Annotated in this window: 15 protein-coding genes; 7 read left to right on the forward strand and 8 right to left on the reverse strand. The window is 76.5% G+C overall.

Annotated elements, in window-relative coordinates:
* Positions 1-7: 7 nt before the first annotated feature.
* From ACI781_RS05850 to ACI781_RS05860, 3 genes are all read left to right on the forward strand, one after another.
* On the forward strand, positions 8-1,177 hold the full coding sequence (locus ACI781_RS05850; protein WP_456565136.1) for a sensor histidine kinase: 1,170 nt from the start codon (positions 8-10) through the stop codon (positions 1,175-1,177).
* Entirely contained in the window at positions 1,174-1,827 is a 654-nt protein-coding gene (locus tag ACI781_RS05855; RefSeq protein ID WP_456565137.1) for a response regulator, read from the forward strand. Before ACI781_RS05850 ends, ACI781_RS05855 begins: the two co-directional genes overlap by 4 nt.
* Before the next feature lie 203 nt (positions 1,828-2,030).
* Entirely contained in the window at positions 2,031-4,196 is a 2,166-nt protein-coding gene (locus tag ACI781_RS05860) for an MMPL family transporter (protein WP_456565138.1), read from the forward strand.
* A 106-nt stretch (positions 4,197-4,302) separates the two neighbouring features.
* On the opposite strand, the gene ACI781_RS05865 is transcribed toward ACI781_RS05860, so the two are convergent.
* Together ACI781_RS05865 and ACI781_RS05870 are read right to left on the reverse strand one after the other, a co-directional pair.
* On the reverse strand, positions 4,303-5,301 hold the full coding sequence (locus ACI781_RS05865) for a sigma-70 family RNA polymerase sigma factor (RefSeq protein ID WP_456565139.1): 999 nt from the start codon (positions 5,299-5,301) through the stop codon (positions 4,303-4,305).
* A 71-nt stretch (positions 5,302-5,372) separates the two neighbouring features.
* Positions 5,373-6,998 (reverse strand): hypothetical protein, encoded by a 1,626-nt coding sequence (locus tag ACI781_RS05870; protein WP_456565140.1) that lies wholly within the window; start codon positions 6,996-6,998, stop codon positions 5,373-5,375.
* A gap of 206 nt (positions 6,999-7,204) precedes the next feature.
* On the opposite strand from ACI781_RS05870, the gene ACI781_RS05875 reads away from it, so the two are divergent.
* Both ACI781_RS05875 and ACI781_RS05880 read left to right on the forward strand, forming a co-directional pair.
* Complete coding sequence (locus ACI781_RS05875; RefSeq protein ID WP_456565141.1) at positions 7,205-8,581, forward strand: sensor histidine kinase; 1,377 nt, start codon at positions 7,205-7,207, stop codon at positions 8,579-8,581.
* Positions 8,581-9,225 carry a response regulator gene (locus tag ACI781_RS05880; RefSeq protein ID WP_456565269.1) on the forward strand — a complete coding sequence of 215 codons (645 nt, stop codon included), beginning with the start codon at positions 8,581-8,583 and terminating at the stop codon, positions 9,223-9,225. Before ACI781_RS05875 ends, ACI781_RS05880 begins: the two co-directional genes overlap by 1 nt.
* 28 nt (positions 9,226-9,253) lie before the next feature.
* On the opposite strand, the gene ACI781_RS05885 is transcribed toward ACI781_RS05880, so the two are convergent.
* Positions 9,254-9,673 (reverse strand): MarR family winged helix-turn-helix transcriptional regulator, encoded by a 420-nt coding sequence (locus ACI781_RS05885; RefSeq protein ID WP_456565142.1) that lies wholly within the window; start codon positions 9,671-9,673, stop codon positions 9,254-9,256.
* Between the two features lie 77 nt (positions 9,674-9,750).
* On the opposite strand from ACI781_RS05885, the gene ACI781_RS05890 reads away from it, so the two are divergent.
* Positions 9,751-10,992, forward strand: coding sequence for a GNAT family N-acetyltransferase (locus tag ACI781_RS05890; protein WP_456565143.1), 1,242 nt, complete (start codon positions 9,751-9,753; stop codon positions 10,990-10,992).
* 9 nt (positions 10,993-11,001) lie between these two features.
* Here the strand turns inward: ACI781_RS05890 and ACI781_RS05895 are convergent, their stop codons facing one another.
* The 5 genes from ACI781_RS05895 to ACI781_RS05915 all read right to left on the reverse strand — a co-directional run bounded on the left by ACI781_RS05895 (position 11,002) and on the right by ACI781_RS05915 (position 14,948).
* A complete protein-coding gene (locus tag ACI781_RS05895; RefSeq protein WP_456565144.1) occupies positions 11,002-11,901 on the reverse strand; it encodes a hypothetical protein in 900 nt (299 codons plus the stop codon).
* 41 nt (positions 11,902-11,942) lie between these two features.
* Positions 11,943-13,202: a hypothetical protein gene (locus ACI781_RS05900; RefSeq protein WP_456565145.1), complete on the reverse strand. Its 1,260-nt coding sequence runs from the start codon at positions 13,200-13,202 to the stop codon at positions 11,943-11,945.
* On the reverse strand, positions 13,192-13,770 hold the full coding sequence (locus ACI781_RS05905) for an RNA polymerase sigma factor (RefSeq protein ID WP_456565270.1): 579 nt from the start codon (positions 13,768-13,770) through the stop codon (positions 13,192-13,194). Before ACI781_RS05905 ends, ACI781_RS05900 begins: the two co-directional genes overlap by 11 nt.
* Before the next feature lie 93 nt (positions 13,771-13,863).
* On the reverse strand, positions 13,864-14,454 hold the full coding sequence (locus tag ACI781_RS05910; protein WP_456565146.1) for a hypothetical protein: 591 nt from the start codon (positions 14,452-14,454) through the stop codon (positions 13,864-13,866).
* Entirely contained in the window at positions 14,451-14,948 is a 498-nt protein-coding gene (locus ACI781_RS05915; RefSeq protein ID WP_456565147.1) for a ribose-5-phosphate isomerase, read from the reverse strand. The genes ACI781_RS05910 and ACI781_RS05915 overlap by 4 nt, the downstream gene beginning before the upstream one ends.
* Before the next feature lie 427 nt (positions 14,949-15,375).
* On the opposite strand from ACI781_RS05915, the gene ACI781_RS05920 reads away from it, so the two are divergent.
* Positions 15,376-16,593, forward strand: a complete 1,218-nt coding sequence (locus ACI781_RS05920) for a DUF222 domain-containing protein (protein ID WP_456565148.1) — start codon at positions 15,376-15,378, stop codon at positions 16,591-16,593.
* Positions 16,594-16,606 lie beyond the last annotated feature (13 nt).

Here is a 16,606-nt window from a genome sequence, read left to right on the forward strand (position 1 = left end):
TCGCCCGGTGAGCGGGCTCCGCGCCGACCGGCGCCGCCAGTGGGCCGACCACCCGTGGGTGGTCGACGCGATGCTGGCGCTGCTCGTGCTCACCGTGTCGCTGCAGCCGCTGCTGCGCCCCTCCGGCTGCGGTTGCCCGCCGATCCCGTGGTGGGGCTACGCGCTGGTCGCCGCCGAGTGCCTGCCGCTGGTGTGGCGCCGCCGGTTCCCGTTCACCGTCAGCCTCCTCTGCGGCGTGGCCACCACGCTGCACGGGCTCAGCGACCTGCCCGACCCGCCGGTCTTCTTCGCCGGGCTGGTCGCCCTCTACAGCGTCGCCGCCCACGCCACCCGCCGGCTCGCGCTGACCGCCGCGGGGATCGCGGCGGTGGCGATCGCCGTCGGCCTGCTCGCCGACCGGGCCGACGCCGACCTCGAGGACCTCACCATCGTCTCGCTGACCTTCGCCGCCGCGTGGCTGCTCGGCGACGGCGCCCGCAGCCGCCGGCTGGCCGCCGCCCGGGCCGAGGAGCGCGCGTCCTCCCTCGAGCGCACCCGCGCCGCCGAGGCCCGGCAGGCCGTGGTCGAGGAGCGCAACCGGATCGCCCGGGAGATGCACGACGTGCTCGCCCACTCGGTCAGCATGATGGTCGTGCAGGCCGAGGCCGGTCCCGTCGTCGTCGAGCGGGACCCCCAGCGCGCCGTCCAGGCGTTCGACGCGATCAGCGCGACCGGCAGGGCGGCGCTGACCGAGCTGCGCCGGCTGCTGGGCGTGCTCCGCGACGACGCGGCGTTCCCCCTGGCCCCGCAGCCGGGCCTGGCCGCGCTGCCCGAGCTCGCCGCGTCCGTGCGGGCCGCCGGGGTCGCGGTCGACCTGCACGTCGACGGCGCGCTGCCGCAGGCCGCCCCGGCGACCGACCTGGCGGCGTACCGGATCGTGCAGGAGGCGCTCACCAACGTCGTCAAGCACGCCGGCCCGGCGCGGGTCGACGTCCGGGTCGAGGTCCGCGCCGACCGGGTGTGCCTCGACGTCACCGACGACGGCCTCGGCGGCGCGCCGGCGCCGGGTGGCCGCGGGCTGGTCGGCATGCGGGAGCGCGCCGCGGCCGCGGGCGGCACCGTGACCGCCGGACCGGCCCCGGGCGGCGGCTGGCGGGTGTCGGCCGAGCTGCCGCTGACCGCGGTGCGCGCCCGGTGACGCGGGTGCTGCTGGCCGACGACCAGGGCCTCGTGCGCGCCGGCTTCCGGATGATCCTCGAGGCCCAGGACGGGCTGGAGGTCGTCGGGGAGGCCGGCGACGGCGAGGAGGCGGTCGCGCTCGCCGCGCGGGAACGGCCCGACGTCGTCCTGATGGACATCCGCATGCCGCGGCTGGACGGCATCGCCGCGACCCGCGCCGTGGTCGCCGACTCCCCCGCCACCCGGGTGCTGGTGCTGACCACGTTCGACCTCGACGAGTACGTGTACGCGGCGCTGGAGGCCGGCGCGAGCGGCTTCCTGCTCAAGGACGTCGGCCGCGACGACCTGGTCGCCGCCGTCCGCGTGGTCGCCGCCGGCGAGGCGCTGCTGGCGCCGTCGGTCACCCGGCGGCTGCTGGCCGACTTCGTCCGCGCCCGCCCCGCGCCCGCCCCGGCGGCGGCCGCCGGGCCGCTGACCACCCGCGAGCGGGAGACGCTGGAGCTGCTGGCCCGCGGCCTGTCCAACGCCGAGATCGCCGGCCGGATGGTGGTCAGCGAGCACACGGTGAAGACCCACGTCGGCAACGTGCTGATGAAGCTCGGCCTGCGCGACCGCGTGCACGCGGTCATCCACGCCTACGAGCACGGGATCGTCCGCCCGGGCACCTGATCCCCCGGCGTGTCCTCCCCCGTCGCACGCGGCGGGGGAGGCACGCTGCCCGGCCGGGGGGACGCCTCCCCTCCCCCCGGCGACCGAGGGGCCCACCGCGCCTCCCCCGCGAGAGGGAGGCCGCGGTTGGCCGGCGCAGGGGATCCGGCCGGACGCACCGGCCGACAGGGTGGCAGCACGACGACCCGACCGAGGAGACCGCCATGTCGCTCCCCCGCCTCGCCACCTGGTGCGCCCGCCACCGGCGGCTGGTCCTGCTGCTGTGGGCCGCCGTCCTCGTCGGCGGCCTGCTCGCCGCGCCGGCGCTGTTCGGCCGCCTGAGCGGCGAGGTCGGCCGGATCGACGACAGCGAGTCCGCCCGCGCCGCCGAGCTGCTGCGTGCGGCCGACCCCGGCGGCCCGAGCATCGCCGCCGTCCTCGACGGGCGTCCCGCGCAGGACCTGCGGCCCGAGGTCGAGCGGCTGACCGCCGAGCTGGGCGGGCTGCCCGGGGTCGAGACGGTCACCACCCCCTGGTCCGGCGGCGGCACGAGCCTGGTCGCCACCGACGGGCAGGCGGTCGCCCTGGCCGTGACGTTCGCGCCGGGCGAGGCCGGCTGGGCCGCCGTGGACGACGCCGCCGCCCTGCTCCGCGACGCCGACGCGCCGCGGGCCGTCGTCGGCGGCGGTCCGCTGCAGGACGACGAGATGGACGCCCAGGCCGCCGACGACCTCGCCCGCGCCGAGACGATCAGCCTGCCCGTCGCGCTCGTGCTGATGGTCGTGCTCTTCGGCGGGGTCGTCGCGGCCGGCATCCCCGTGCTCGTCGCGCTCGTCGGCGTCGCCGCGACCCTCGGGGCGCTGCTGCTGGCCAGCGTCGTCGCCGACGTCTCCGTCTACGCGGTCAACGTGGTCACGATGCTGGGCCTGGGCCTGGCGGTGGACTACGGGCTGCTGCTGGTCTCCCGCTTCCGGGAGGAGAAGGCGCTCGCCGACGACGCCACCGCCCTGCGCCGCACCCTGGCCACCGCGGGCCGGACGGTCGCCTTCTCCGGCCTCACCGTCGCCGCCGCCCTCGGCGGCCTGCTCGTGTTCCCCGACGACTTCCTGCGCTCCATGGGCCTGGCGGGGCTCTCCGTGGTGCTGCTCGACCTCGTCGCCGCGCTGACGCTGGTGCCGGCGCTGCTGGCGGTGTGGGGACGGCGGATCCGCCCGGCCCGGCCCGGCGCCACCGACGGCGCCCGGTTCGCCCGCATCGCCCGGGCCGTGCGGCGGCGCCCGGTGCTCGTCGCCGTCGCGGTCTCGGGCGTGCTGCTGCTCGCGGCGGCGCCGTTCCTCGGGGTGCGCTTCGCCGACCCCGATGCCCGGTCGCTGCCCGAGGCCTCGGCGTCCCGCCAGCTGGCCGAGATCGCCGCGGAGCGCTTCGCCGTCGACCAGGACGTCGACCCGCTCACCGTCGTCGTGCCGCAGGCCCTGCCCGAGTCCGAGACCGCCGCGTACGCCGGCCGGCTGGGCGCCCTGGACGGCGTGCGCGCGGTGTCGGTGCGCCCGGACGTGCCCGGGCTGACGGTCCTCGACGTGGTGCCCGAGGGCGACTCGCAGGGCCCGGTGGCGCTGCGCCTGGTGGACGACGTCCGCGCCCTGGACGGCCCGGCCGGCGTGCTCGTCACCGGGGACGCCGCCGCGCTCGTCGACTACGAGCAGGCGCTGACCGACCGGCTGCCGTGGATGCTCGCCGTCATCGCCGTGGCCACCACGGTGCTGCTGTTCCTGTTCACCGGATCACTGGTGGTGCCGCTCAAGGCGCTGGTCCTCGGCGCGCTGAGCCTCGGCGCCAGCTTCGGGGCGCTGGTGTGGGTCTTCCAGGACGGGCACCTGGGCGCGCTGGTGGGCACCGAGGCGCTGGGCAGCCTGAGCATCACCACCCCGGTCATCGTGCTGGCCATCGCGTTCGGGCTGTCGATGGACTACGAGGTGTTCCTGCTCGGCCGCATCGCCGAGGAGCACCGCCGCACCGGGGACAGTGACCGCGCCGTCGAGCGCGGCCTGGCGCAGACCGGGCGGATCGTCACCGCCGCCGCGGCACTGCTGGTGGTGGTGTTCGCCGGCTTCGTCGCCGGCGGGTTCTCCCCCATCAAGCAGATCGGGCTGGGGCTCGCGCTGGCGGTGCTGGTCGACGCGACGCTCGTGCGGATGCTGCTGCTGCCCGCGGTCATGACGCTGATGGGCCGCCGCAACTGGTGGGCTCCCGCGCCGCTGCGCCGGCTGCACGCCCGGCTGGGCCTCACCGAGGAGGCACCCGCCCCGGCTGCCGCCACCACCCGAGCCGCCACCCCGGCGGACGCCGTCATCCCGGCCCCTCGGCACGAGTTGATCCCGACCGAGGGCTGACCCGGACCCCCTCCGCGTTGATCATCGGCAGATGGCTGTGCGACACGCCGAGAGCAGCAGCCACCTGCCGATGATCAACGCCAGGTGGGGGCAGGCGGGGGTGGGGTCAGGCGGAGGGCTCGGGGTCCAGGCGGGCGGGCAGGCCCAGCCGCACGAACAGCCCCGTGTCCAGGTCGAGGAAGCTGGAGATGTGGGCGATCCGGCCGCCCTCGATCTCCAGCACGTGCAGTCCCCACGGGACGTGACCCCCGCCCTCGGCCGGCCGGTACTGGGCGAACGCCGGCGACCCGTTGGCCGTGGTCTCGATGATCCGGGAGTCCCGGCAGCCGGCGCCGGGGCCCAGCATCCAGGTGCCGATGTCCTCCCGGCCGCGCAGCCACATCTCGAACGGCGGCATGTGCTGCGTCGCGTCCTCGTGCAGCAGCCGCACGAACGCCTCGATGTCGTACCGCTCGAACGCGTCGACGTAGCGGTCGAGCAGGTCGCGGTGGTCGGCGTCCAGCGGCCGGCTGTCCAGTTCCCCGCCGACGGCGGCCAGCGTCGCGCGGGCCCGCTGCAGCGCGCTGTTCACCGACGCCACGGTCGTCTCCAGCAGGCCGGCGACCTCGTCGGCCTTCCAGCGCAGCACGTCGCGCAGCAGCAGCACCGCACGCTGGCGCGGGGGCAGGTGCTGCAGCGCGGCGACGAAGGCCAGCCGGATCGACTCGCGGGCCACCGCCTGCTCGGCCGGGTCGCCGTCCTCGGGCAGCACCTGGCGGTCCAGCACCGGCTCGACCCACGCGTCGGCCGGCCGGGTGGCGGCCAGCGACGCCTCGACGGGCTGCCACGAGGTGCCCGACAGGTCCATCGGCAGCGCCCGCCGCTTGCGCCCGTTCAGCTGGTCGAGGCAGACGTTCGTGGCGATCCGGTACAGCCACGACCGCAGCGCCGAGCGGCCCTCGAAGTCGTCCAGGGCCCGCCAGGCGCGGACCATCGTCTCCTGGACGGCGTCCTCGGCGTCGAAGGACGAGCCGAGCATCCGGTAGCAGTAGCCGGTGAGCTCGCGGCGGTGCTCCAGCAGGCGCGGGTCGAGCTCGCCGGTCTGGCCGGGCAGGACGGAAGTCACGGGCTCCTCCTGGGGTCGCGGGCGGAGCGCCAGCAGACCACAGGTGACCGACGGAACGGGAGTCCCCGCGGCTACTGGTAGCTGACCAGCTGGGGTACCGGGTCCACCTGCTGCACGGTCTGCTCGGGGGTGAGCATCGGCGCGTCCTCGTCGATGAAGTTCTTCCAGCCCCAGGCCACCGGCGGGGCGTCGCGGTGCAGGGCCTGCCAGGTCGCCTGCTTGTCCCCCTGCGACCCCTGGCCGTCGGCGTGGACCAGCACGGCGAGCTCGTCACGGGAGGTGTCCAGCCGCTCGCGGCCCGGGATCATGTCGAGCCGGAACTGGTGCAGGACGAGCAGCTTCTGCGGCAGGGCGTTCTCCCGGGTGAGGTCGGCCAGCCAGGTCACCACCCGGTTGACCTCCTCGACGCCCACGGAGCCGATCTGGGTCAGGTGCACCTCGTCCGGCCCCAGCCGCCACTCCGGGTCCAGGGCCAGCCCGACGTGCGGCAGCTCCAGCAGCTCGCGGTAGCGCTCGGCCTGGGTGACGAAGTCGGTGCGGCCCGGCTGCAGGTCCAGGACGACGTAGACGCCGGCCTCGCCCGCGGCCTCCACCCACGGCCGCAGCGTCTCCAGGTCCGCCTCCGCCGAGTAGTCGCCGTCCGCCCCGGCCGACGACGAGGCGACGGTCGCGATGAGCTCGAAGGTGGGGACCACGGGGACGTCGACCAGCGGCTCGTAGGCCGCGGCGTACTCCCGGGCGCGGTCGACCGCCCCGGGCAGGTCCTGCTCGCCGAGCAGACCCAGCGCCGCCGTGCCGGGGTGGCCGTACAGGGCGATCAGCATCCGGCCGGGGAACAGCGTCTGCGCGCCGCCGGGCAGCTGCTGCCCCGTCGCGGCGGTGTCCAGCTTCCACTCCAGGCCCGGCTCCGTGCCCAGGTCGGCGCCGACCGCGACGACGGCGGCCGGCTCCTCCTCGCCGAGCAGCTCCACGAGGTCGGCGGAGGAGCGCGGGTCGGCGTCGTCGAGCACCTGGACGCGGGCCCCCGCCGCGCGGGCGGTCGCGACCGCGGCCAGCGACTCCGGTCCGCCCGTGGCGACCACCAGCGTGCCGGTCAGCGGCTCGGCGCGGTCGACCGACGGCACGCGGCCGTCGCCGCCGCCCTCTGCGGCCGCGCCCCCCGGCGGCACCAGCGCGGCCGGCCGCTCCGGGTCCAGCCCGGCGACGGCGACGACCGCATCGTCGTCGGCGACCTCCTCCGCGTCGCCGAGGTCCAGGCCGGTGGCGCCCTCGACCGCGCCCGGGTCCGCCGCGACGGCGACGACGTCGACGCCCGCGCCCTCCGCGCGCGCCTCGCCGACCGCCAGCACCGTCGTCGCCCCCAGCCGGTCCAGCTCACCGGCCAGCGCGGATCCGCCGCCGTCCGCGGGCTCCAGCAGCAGCGGCACGCCGAGGCCGGCCGCGGCGGAGGCGCCGAGCAGCTCGCCGGGCCGGTCCCCCTCGCGCGCGACGACGGCGACACCGGCCCGCTCGAACAGCGCCCGGCTGGCCGAGGCGGCGGCCGCCACCGGGTCGGCGTCCCCGACGACGGTCAGCCGCTCGCCGGGCGCGGAGGTCTCGACCGGCCCGCCGGTGTCGGCCGACGCCGTCGGGCCGCCGGACGAGCAGCCGCCCACGAGCAGGAGGGCGGCGGCGACCCGCACCGCGGTGCTGCGCACGTCCCCACCTCCCCGCCCGGACCGGACCCGACCCTAACCAGAGCGCGCGGCGGGCGCGGCCCCTGGACACCGGGACCCTCCCCCGCGACGATTCCGGACGTCATGGGGACCCCGCCGCGCACGCACCGACCGTCGGGCCAGCCCGACACCGGAACGGCCGGGTGGCGGGATCGGCCGCGGGCGGCCGCCGCAGCAGGCTCGAGGCCATGACCACCGACGCCACCACCGACGCCACCACGGACGCCACGCCTCCTGACATGACCGCACCCGACGAGGCCGCCGACACCATGCGGCTGCCGCTCGTGCCCACCGCGGCGCCGCCCCTGCGCGGCCGCGGGTTCCTCCGCCAGCTCGGTCTCGACACCGCCTACGCGCTCGTCTCGTTCCCGATCGGCATCGCCGCCTTCGTCGCGATCGTCACCGGGCTGAGCGTCGGGGCGGGGCTGCTGGTGATCTGGGTCGGCGTCGCGGTGCTCGCCCTGACCCTGCTCGTCGCGCGCGGGTTCGCGACCGCCGAGCGCGCCTGGCTGCCCGCCGTCCTGCGCCGGGAGCTGCCGCGGCCGGCCTACCGGCGCGCCGAGGGGACGGCGCTGCGGCGGCTGCTCACGCCGCTGCGGGACGCACAGTGCTGGCTGGACGTCCTGCACGCCGTCGTCCGCTTCCCGTTCGCGATCCTGTCGTTCGTCGTCACCGTGACCTTCTGGTCGATCGCGCTCGGCGGGCTGACCTACGGCGCCTGGGACTGGGCGCTGCCCGACGCGAGCACCGACCCCGGCCAGGAGGACCTGCTGGAGCTGCTCGGCCAGGACAGCTCGGCCGGCAAGCGGATCCTGTTCTACGCGCTCATCGGGCTGGTGGCCGCGCTGCTGCTGCCGTTCGCCGTCCGCGGGGTCGCGGTGCTGCAGGCGCAGGTCGGCCGGGCGCTGCTGACCTCCCGGGCCGCCGCGCAGGAGCAGATCGACCGGGCGACGCAGGGGCGTGACGCCGCCGTCGCCGCCGAGGCCGTGGCGCTGCGCCGGCTGGAGCGCGACATCCACGACGGGCCGCAGCAGCACCTGGTCCGCCTGGGCATGGACCTGGCTCGGGCGCAGCGGCAGCTCGACCGCGACCCGTCGGCGGCGCGGGACACGCTCGGCGAGGCCGCGGGGCTGGCCCGCGAGGCGCTGGAGGAGCTGCGCGCGCTGTCGCGCGGCATCGCCCCGCCGGTGCTGGCCGACCGCGGGCTGGGCGCCGCCCTCGCCGCGCTGGCCGCCCGGTCGCCGGTGCCGGTGGAGCTCGCCGTCGACCTGCCCGAGGAGCGGCTCGCGCCGGTCGTGGAGAACACCGCCTACTTCGTCGTCAGCGAGGCGCTGGCCAACGTCGCCAAGCACAGCGGCGCCTCGGTGTGCCGGGTGGCCGTGGCGCGCGACGGCGGGACGCTGCGGGTCACCGTGGAGGACGACGGGCACGGCGGGGCGGTCGCGGCGCCGGGTCACGGCCTCGCCGGGCTGGCCGACCGGCTGCGGGCGGCCGACGGCACGCTCACCGTGGACAGCCCGCGGGGCGGCCCGACCCGGCTGGCCGCGGAGGTGCCGGGCGCGTGATGCGGGTCGTGCTGGCCGAGGACTCGGTGCTCCTCCGGGAGGGCCTCGTGCGCCTGCTGGAGGAGGCCGGGACCGAGGTCGTCGCGGCCGTCGGCGACGGGCCCTCGCTGGTGCGGGCGGTCGGCGAGCTGCGGCCGGACGTCGCCGTGGTCGACGTCCGGATGCCGCCCACCCACACGGACGAGGGGCTGCGGGCCGCGGTGCAGGCGCGGGCAGCCGTCCCGGGGACGGCGGTGCTGGTGCTCAGCCAGTACGTCGAGGTGGCCTACGCCGACGAGCTGCTGGCCGACGGCCGCGGCGGGGTCGGCTACCTGCTGAAGGACCGCGTCGCCGACCTCGACCAGCTGATGGCCGCGCTGTCGGACGTGGTCGCCGGCGGCACCGTGCTCGACCCGCAGGTGGTGGCGCAGCTGTTCGCGCGGCGGCGGGCCGACGACCCGGTGCGCCGGCTCACCCCCCGCGAGCGCGAGGTGCTCGGGCTCATCGCCGAGGGGCACTCCAACGCGGCGATCGCGCGGCTGCTCGTGGTCACCCCCGGCGCCGTCGAGAAGCACACCCAGCGGATCTTCGCCAAGCTCGGGCTCGCGCCCGACGAGGACCGCAACAGCCGCGTGATGGCGACCCTCGCCTACCTCCGCGGCTGAACGGGACGGCCGCGGCGGCCGCGCGTCGTCACTCCGCCCGGCCCAGCGCCCGCTCGACGTTCTCCGCCATCCGCTGCAGCACCAGCACGGTGCGCTCGTACTCCTGGCGGGACAGGCCGTCGGCGACGTGCCGGCGGACCCGCCCGATCGCCCGCTCCAGCCGCTCGTGCGCGAGGCGCCCCTCGGCGGTCAGGCCCAGGTCGCCGGTGGCGCGGTCCACCCAGCCGCGGCCGAACAGGTCCGCGGCGACGGCCGGCAGGTGCCCGTCGAAGTCGGCCAGCGCCCGGGCCAGCGCGCCCTCGTCCGTGGGCCCGGCGGCCAGGGTGTGCAGCACCTGCCAGTGGCGGCGGGTGAGCCCGTCCCCGGCGACGGCGGCGTCGACGACGTCCTCCAGCAGGGCGTCGAGGTGCTTGACCCACCACCCGATGGGCCGCTGCGCCGGATCCATGCGCGGCATCCTGACATCGACCGGCACGCAGACGAACCCGTTGGCGCACCGTCGTCCCCGGCCGGTAGACAGCAGGGGTGGAGGACCTCACCGAGCAGCTGCGCCCCGCGACCGCCGCCGAGTGGCCCGCATTCGGGCGCGCCCTGGCCGCCGGCTTCGGCAACGACGCGTCCCCGGAGTGGCTGGCCGAGCTGCCCGTCACCGCCGAGATGGACCGCACGCTCGCCCTGTGGGACGGCGACCGCGTCGTCGCCACCTCCGGCGTCTACAGCCGCGAGCTGACCGTGCCCGGCGCCGTCGTCCCCTGCGCGGGCGTCACCTGGGTGACCGTCGCCCCCACGCACCGCCGCCGGGGCGTGCTGACGGCGATCATGCGCCGGCAACTCACCGAGCTGCACGAGCAGGAGCGCGAGCCGGTCGCGGCGCTGTGGGCGTCGGAGGGGTCCATCTACGGCCGGTTCGGCTACGCCCCGGCCACCGTGCGCGGCGGCCTGCAGGGACGGACGGCGCAGCTGGCCCTGCGCCCCGACGTCGCCACCGGGGACGGCAGCGTGCGGCCCGTGACCGTCGAGGAGTACCGGCCGGCCGCGGTCGCGCTGCACGAGCGGCTGCGCCGCGGCGTGCCCGGCACGGTGACCCGGACGGCGACCTGGTGGGACCACCTGCTGGAGGACCGGCCCGAGCGGCGGCCGGGCACCCCGGCACGCCAGTACCTGCTGCACACCGAGCCCGACGGCACCGTGACCGGCCACGCCGCCTACCGGGTGCGGCCGGCGTGGGACGAGGACGGCATGGCCGACGGCACGGTCACCGTCGAGGAGGTCCGCGCGGAGGGCACCCCCGCCTACGCGGCGCTGTGGCGGTACCTGCTGTCGATCGACCTGGTGCGCACCGTGCAGGCGCCGACCGCGTCGGTCGACGAGCCGCTGCGCCACCTGCTCACCGATCCCCGCGCGCTGCACGCCCGGCCGCGGGACGGCCTGTGGCTGCGGCTGGTCGACGTCGGCCGGGCGCTGGCCGCCCGCCGGTACCCGACGCCGATCAACCTGGTGCTCGAGGTGCGCGACCCGTTCTGCCCGTGGAACGACGGGCGGTGGGCGCTCACCGCGCACCCGGCCGGCGGGTTCTGCGCCCGCACCGACAGCGACCCGGACCTGGTGCTCGGCGTCGACGACCTCGCCGCGGCCTACCTCGGCGGCGTCTCGCTGGCCACGCTGCAGGCCGCCGGCCGGGTGACCGAGGTGAGTCCCGGCGCGGTCACGCTGGCGGCGACCGCCTTCGGCTGGCCGGTCACCCCGTGGTGCTCCGACGACTTCTGAGCCGGCTGCCTATCCGCCGAGCTCCTCGATCACCTGGGTGATGCGGGCGTCGTACTCGCGGTACTCCGCGCGCACGGCCTCGAAGGCCTCGACGTCACGGCCGATCGCCGCGAGCTCGCCACCGGCCCGGGCCCGCAGCTCGGCACCGTCGACGTCGGCCTCCGCACGGCAGCGCGCATCGGCGACCGCGACCTCCTGCTCCCGCGCCGAGGGCACGACGCTCCCGGCAGGCCGGTCCTGTTCCTGCTCGCTGAGCCGCGGGACGACGGAGACCGGCGGCATCTCGTTCGGGGACGCCGGCAGGTCGGCGATGGCCGCGGGAGCCATGCAGGCCCGCCACGCCTCTTCGGCCGCCCTCACCTCGTCGCTGCTGTCGACGGCCGCCCAGCCGGCCGACTCGACGGTTCCGAGCAGCGAGGCGGGCGGCTCTCCCAGCCGTGCCCGAGTTCGCTCCCCGCACCGCAGCCCCCGCTCCTGGACGGCCGGGGTGTAGGTCTCGGCGTCCGGGCGCACGACCGGTGTCGCCGGCGCGGGGAGCTGGTACCCCCACCGGGCCGCGATCTGCTCGCTGAAGATGCGTCGATGGGTCCGGGGTTCGAAGCCGGGGTCGAGGTCCGGGCTCGGTGGGAGCACCTGGAACTCCGCGACGCCGTCCATGCACTGGCTGAGCAGCAGATTGCGCGCGTACGTGTCGCGCGGGTCCTGGTACTCCGGCACCAGCGCGTAGACGGGGGACAGGCCGTCCGAGGACAGGTCGTACCCGTAACGGGCCGCGACCTCCGCCGCGGACAGGGACCCAGGCGTCATGGCGTCCACCGTGTCGGCGGCCGGCGCGCCGGAGCCGCAGCCCGCGGCGATTGCGCCGACGACCAGCACGCAGGCGGCCAGGGGGCGGTTCGGGCGACGCATGACGGGGGCCTCTCGACGTGGGATCAGGAACGGGTGGGAGGTCATGGCGCGTAGGTGACCTGCTGAGCGATGGCGAGGACGTCGTCACGGCTCAAGGCCGGGGACGCCGTGAGGAAGTAGAGCGTCCCGTCGGCGAACTGCCCGGCGAGCCACCACTGGGCGTCACTGGCGGCGCTGTCCTCGACCATGCCGAGGCGGGCCGGCCGTCCTCCGACGGTCTCGCGGGTCACCGGTCCCAGCCCGACGACGAGGTCGAGCATGTTCTCGGGGTTGTAGCCGCGCCATGCCTCCTGGAGAGCGACGCTCACCTGCAGGCTCGGGTCCTCGTCGCTCGCGACGGTGATGTGGGCGTCGTCGGCGTAGGACGTCACCGACCAGCCCACCGGGGCCAGGCGGATCTGCAGGTCGACCGGGACGGGGCGCTCCGTGATCGACGCCGCCACCGTGACGACCGCCGAGGTCACGGCGTACGTGTCCTCACCGCGGACCCACACCCACCGGCCGTCCGGCCGCTGCAGGATGAGGTCGGCGAAGGACGAGACGCACACCGTCGCCGGCTCCTCCCGCTGTGTCGGCGTCGCGGTCGCGAAGCGGCAGACCGGCCGGTCGTAGTGCCCGCGCACCAGAGCGGCCTCGGAGCCGCCCACCACCACGGTCCCGGTCTCGGTGACGTCGTCGGCGTCGTGATCGTCCTGCGGCTGCTGGAACTCGTACTGCCAGTCCCCTCGCGGGTCGGCATCGGAAGTCCAGACGGTGAAGCCGGCGCCGTCCGCGGACCGGTAGTCCGCCGTGAAGACCACCGGGCGGTCGCCGGCCGGCGTCGGACCGCCGGAGCGGGTCAGGGTCCGGGTGAGTCCCGGCGGGGCGGGGTCGAGGGACAGCGGGAAGGTGGTCTCCTCCGACGCGACCAGCTCGATCCCGCTCGTCGGCGTCACCGTGCCCGCGGTCGGTCCCGAGACGCTGGCGCCGGGCTGCTGGGGCTCCCCGGCCGACACGGTGAGGACGGCCGTGCACGCCGCCGCGAGCGACAGGACCGCCGCACCCGCGCGCAGGAGGGCCGCGCGGCCCGGTCGCCGTCGCCGCCGACGCACCGACCGACGCGCCTCCCGCGCATCGCTGACGATCTGCCGGGCCGCCACCACGGAAGCCGGCTCCCGCTGGGCGCCGGTCGAGTGTTCGTGCGGCTCGCCGGCGGCTCCGTCGCGCAACTGGAGCAGGAAGTCCTCGGGCAGCGCCGGAAGTGGGCCGTCGAACCCCGCCGCGGCGGCCAGCCGGGCATCCAGCTCGCGCTCAGTGATCACGGTCGACCTCCTCGACGGTCGCGGATGTGTGCAGTGCCCGGCGCAGGCGGGCGCGCGCCCGGTGGAGCCGCACCCGGGCGGTCCCCGCGGACAAGCCGAGGACGCCGGCAGCCTGGGCCGGGGTGAGGCCGTCCCAGCCGATCAGGGTGACCAGCTCGCGGTCCTGGTCCGGCAGTTGTTCGAGCGCCCGCCGGATCAGGTGCCGGTCGGTGCGGTCCTCGTGCAGCACAGCCGGGTCCGGCACCATCGCGTCCCCCAGTGCGGAGGCCAACCGCTCTCCAAGCCGCCCGGCTCGGAGAGAACTCCGGTCGGAGTTGGCCGAGCACAACCGGGCTATGGCGAAGAGCCACGGGAGGACCTCGTCCGGTTCGGTGGGCAGATCGGGGCGGCGGCGCCACGCGACAGCGAACGTCTCCGCGACGACGTCGAGCGCGTCCTCCCGGGATGTCGAACGCCGCAGCGCGTAGCGCAGGACCGACGTGCCGAACGCGCGGTAAGCCTGCTCGAAGGCCGTGTCGACTGGGGATGGCGGGGAACCGGTCGACGGGAGCCGCCCCTGCATCGCCATCACACCCTGATATGTCCGGACCCCCGCGATCGTTACAGCGGCCTCGCAGGGACGCGGCACGCACCCGCGCCCGACCGGGGTGACGGCGCGGACCTACAGGGCGCGGGTCCCGTCCCACTCGTCCAGCGGCGAGCAGTGCCAGCGCCAGGAGGTCACCGGCTCCACACCCGGCAGGTCCCCGCGGCCGGTGGCCCAGCGCAGGGCCGCGACCGGGTCGGCGTCGGCCGGCGCCCACGGGAACAGCCGCACCAGCACGGCGTCGGCGAGGTCGGCCGGCGGCTGCCACGGCAGGCCGAGCGCGTCGGCGACGTCACCGGTGTGCAGCAGCAGCTCGGCCGCGCCCATGGCGGCGAAGCCGGAGGCGTCGGGGGTGCCCCAGTCGTGCCGGCCGCGGTCGCCCGGCGCCGCCCCCTCGACGGTGCGGGCGAGGACCTCGGCGGCGGCGACCTGCTGGCGGACCAGCTCGGGCAGCGCGGCCTCCCGGCGCCGTCCGAGGGTGAACCCGTCCGCCCCCTCGGGGCCCGCCGCGAGGTCCTGGGCGTACCAGATGAGGCAGCCGGTCACGTGCGCGGTGACGCCAGCGACATCGTCATCCAGCGCCGGCACCCGGGCCGCGCCGTCGGGCACCGCGGCGAGGAGCTCCCGGGCCGCCGCGGCGGCCCGGCGCAGCTCCGCCCCGGTCATCCCGCGTCGAGCTCCGAGCGGGTGGGCAGGCCCCCGGCCGGGCGGTGCCGGTCGCGCTCGTAGTCGGCGATGAGGCCGATGCGGCGCACGTGCCGCTCGTCCTGGCTGAAGGGCGTCGCGAGGAAGTGCAGCACGAGCTCGGTGGCCTCCTCGACGCTGTGCTGCCGGGCACCGACGGCGACCACGTTGGCGTCGTTGTGCTGGCGGGCGAGCTCGGCGGTCGCGGTGCTCCACACGAGCGCGGCGCGCACGCCCGGCACCTTGTTGGCGGCGATCTGCTCGCCGTTGCCCGAGCCGCCGATGACGACGCCGAGGCTGCCCGGCTCGGTCACGACCCGCTCGCCGACCTCGAAGCAGAACGGCGGGTAGTCGTCCTGGGCGTCGTACTCGAACGCCCCGCAGTCCACCGGCTCGTGCCCCGCGGCGGTCAGCGCCGCCTTGAGGTGCTCCTTGAACTCCAGGCCCGCGTGGTCGGTGCCGACGAAGACGCGCATGGTCGCGATTCTCTCAGGCCCGGCCGTTGGCGGTCCTGGGGGTCGACGGGCGGCGCGGGCGCCGGGTGATGGCACGGCGAACGGTGGTGGACGCCGAGACCGCGCCGGCCGGAGCTCGGCCACGCCTGCGCGCGGTCGACGCTCTGGACGCCTGCGTCGCCACCTGGTCCGCCCGCCGCATCGCCGAGGGGACGGCGGAGCGGGTGGCAAGGGCAGCCGCGACTCGGGGTGCCGACCGATGCGGGTCGCCTCGCAGCTCCGACGTGTGCCGCTGCTCGGTCCCGCTCCTGCCTCGGGTGCCGACGGCGGCGAGTGTCAAGGGCCTTCGCGCATCTGTGGACAGCGCTCTGACCTGGGGATTCACCGTGCATCGTCCCCCTCCGGCCGGTATGATCGAACACGTGTTCGAGATGCTCGGGGGGGCGGGATGGGTGAGCTGCGGTCGGCGCTGGACGCCCTCGCCGACCTCGACCTCGACGACCTGCCCGACGGGGTGCTGCTCGACCACGTGCGGGAGCTCGTGGCGGCGTCGCACCGGTTGGAGGCGCAGGTGGCGCGGGCGGTGCGCCGGGCCGACGTGCGCGGCGCCGTCGAGCACGACGGCGCCGCCACGGCCAAGGCGTGGCTGCGCGGGATCGTGCGGCTGTCGGGCTCTGCCGCCGGGCGCCTGGTCACCCAGGGGCGCGCGTTGGAGCAGCTGCCGGTCACCGAGCGCGCCTTCGGCGACGGGCTGCTCGGCGCCGACCAGGTGGAGCTGATCGCCCAGATCGTGAAGCCGGCGCACTTGCAGCTGGCAGAGGCGCAGGGCATCGACGTGCCCGTGGTGGAGGCCGCGCTGGTCGAGCTGGCCCGCCGGGGCACCCACCGGGACCTGCAGCGCGCGGTCGGCACCTATCTGGCCCAGCTGGACCCCGACGGGCCTGAGCCCGACCCCACCGAGGAACGCGCGCTCACCCTGGTGCAGCACCCCGACGGCACGTGGACGATCGGCGGCACCCTCGATGCGGTCGGCGGGGAGAAGGTCGCCACCGCCCTGGAGTCCATCGCCGCCGCCAGCCGCTGCGCCGCCGACACCCGCACCCGCGCCCAGCGCACCGGCGACGCCCTCGTCCAGCTCGCCGACCTCGCGCTGGCCTCCGGTCAGCTGCCGGTGCTGCGCACCGTGAAGCCGCACGTCATCGTCACCGTCGGCCTGCCAGACCTGCTCGACCCGGCCACCGGACCGGCCACCGCCGGCACCGGCCTGGGCGCCACCCTGTCGGCCGCCCGCGCCCGCTGGACCGCCTGCGACGCCACCGTCACCCGCATCGTCCTCGACCCCGACGGGCTGCCCATCGACGTCGGCCGCAGCCAGCGCATCGTCCCCGCCCACCTCCGCAAGGCCGTCGAACACCGCGACGAGCACTGCGTGTTCGCCGGCTGCGAGGCACCCCGCTGGTACTGCGACGTCCACCACGTCATCGAGTGGTCCCAGGGCGGACCGACGTCGCTGGACAACTCCGCCCTGCTCTGCGAACGCCACCACACCAAGGTCCACCACGGCTACCGCATCGAACGCGACGACACCGCACCACCAGGCCGGCGCTGGCGCACCTACCGCCCCGACGGCACCGAGATCGTCATCCCCACTCCCCTACGGGTCTGACCTCCAGCGCCTT

The organism is Blastococcus sp. SYSU D00695, assembly GCF_054050555.1.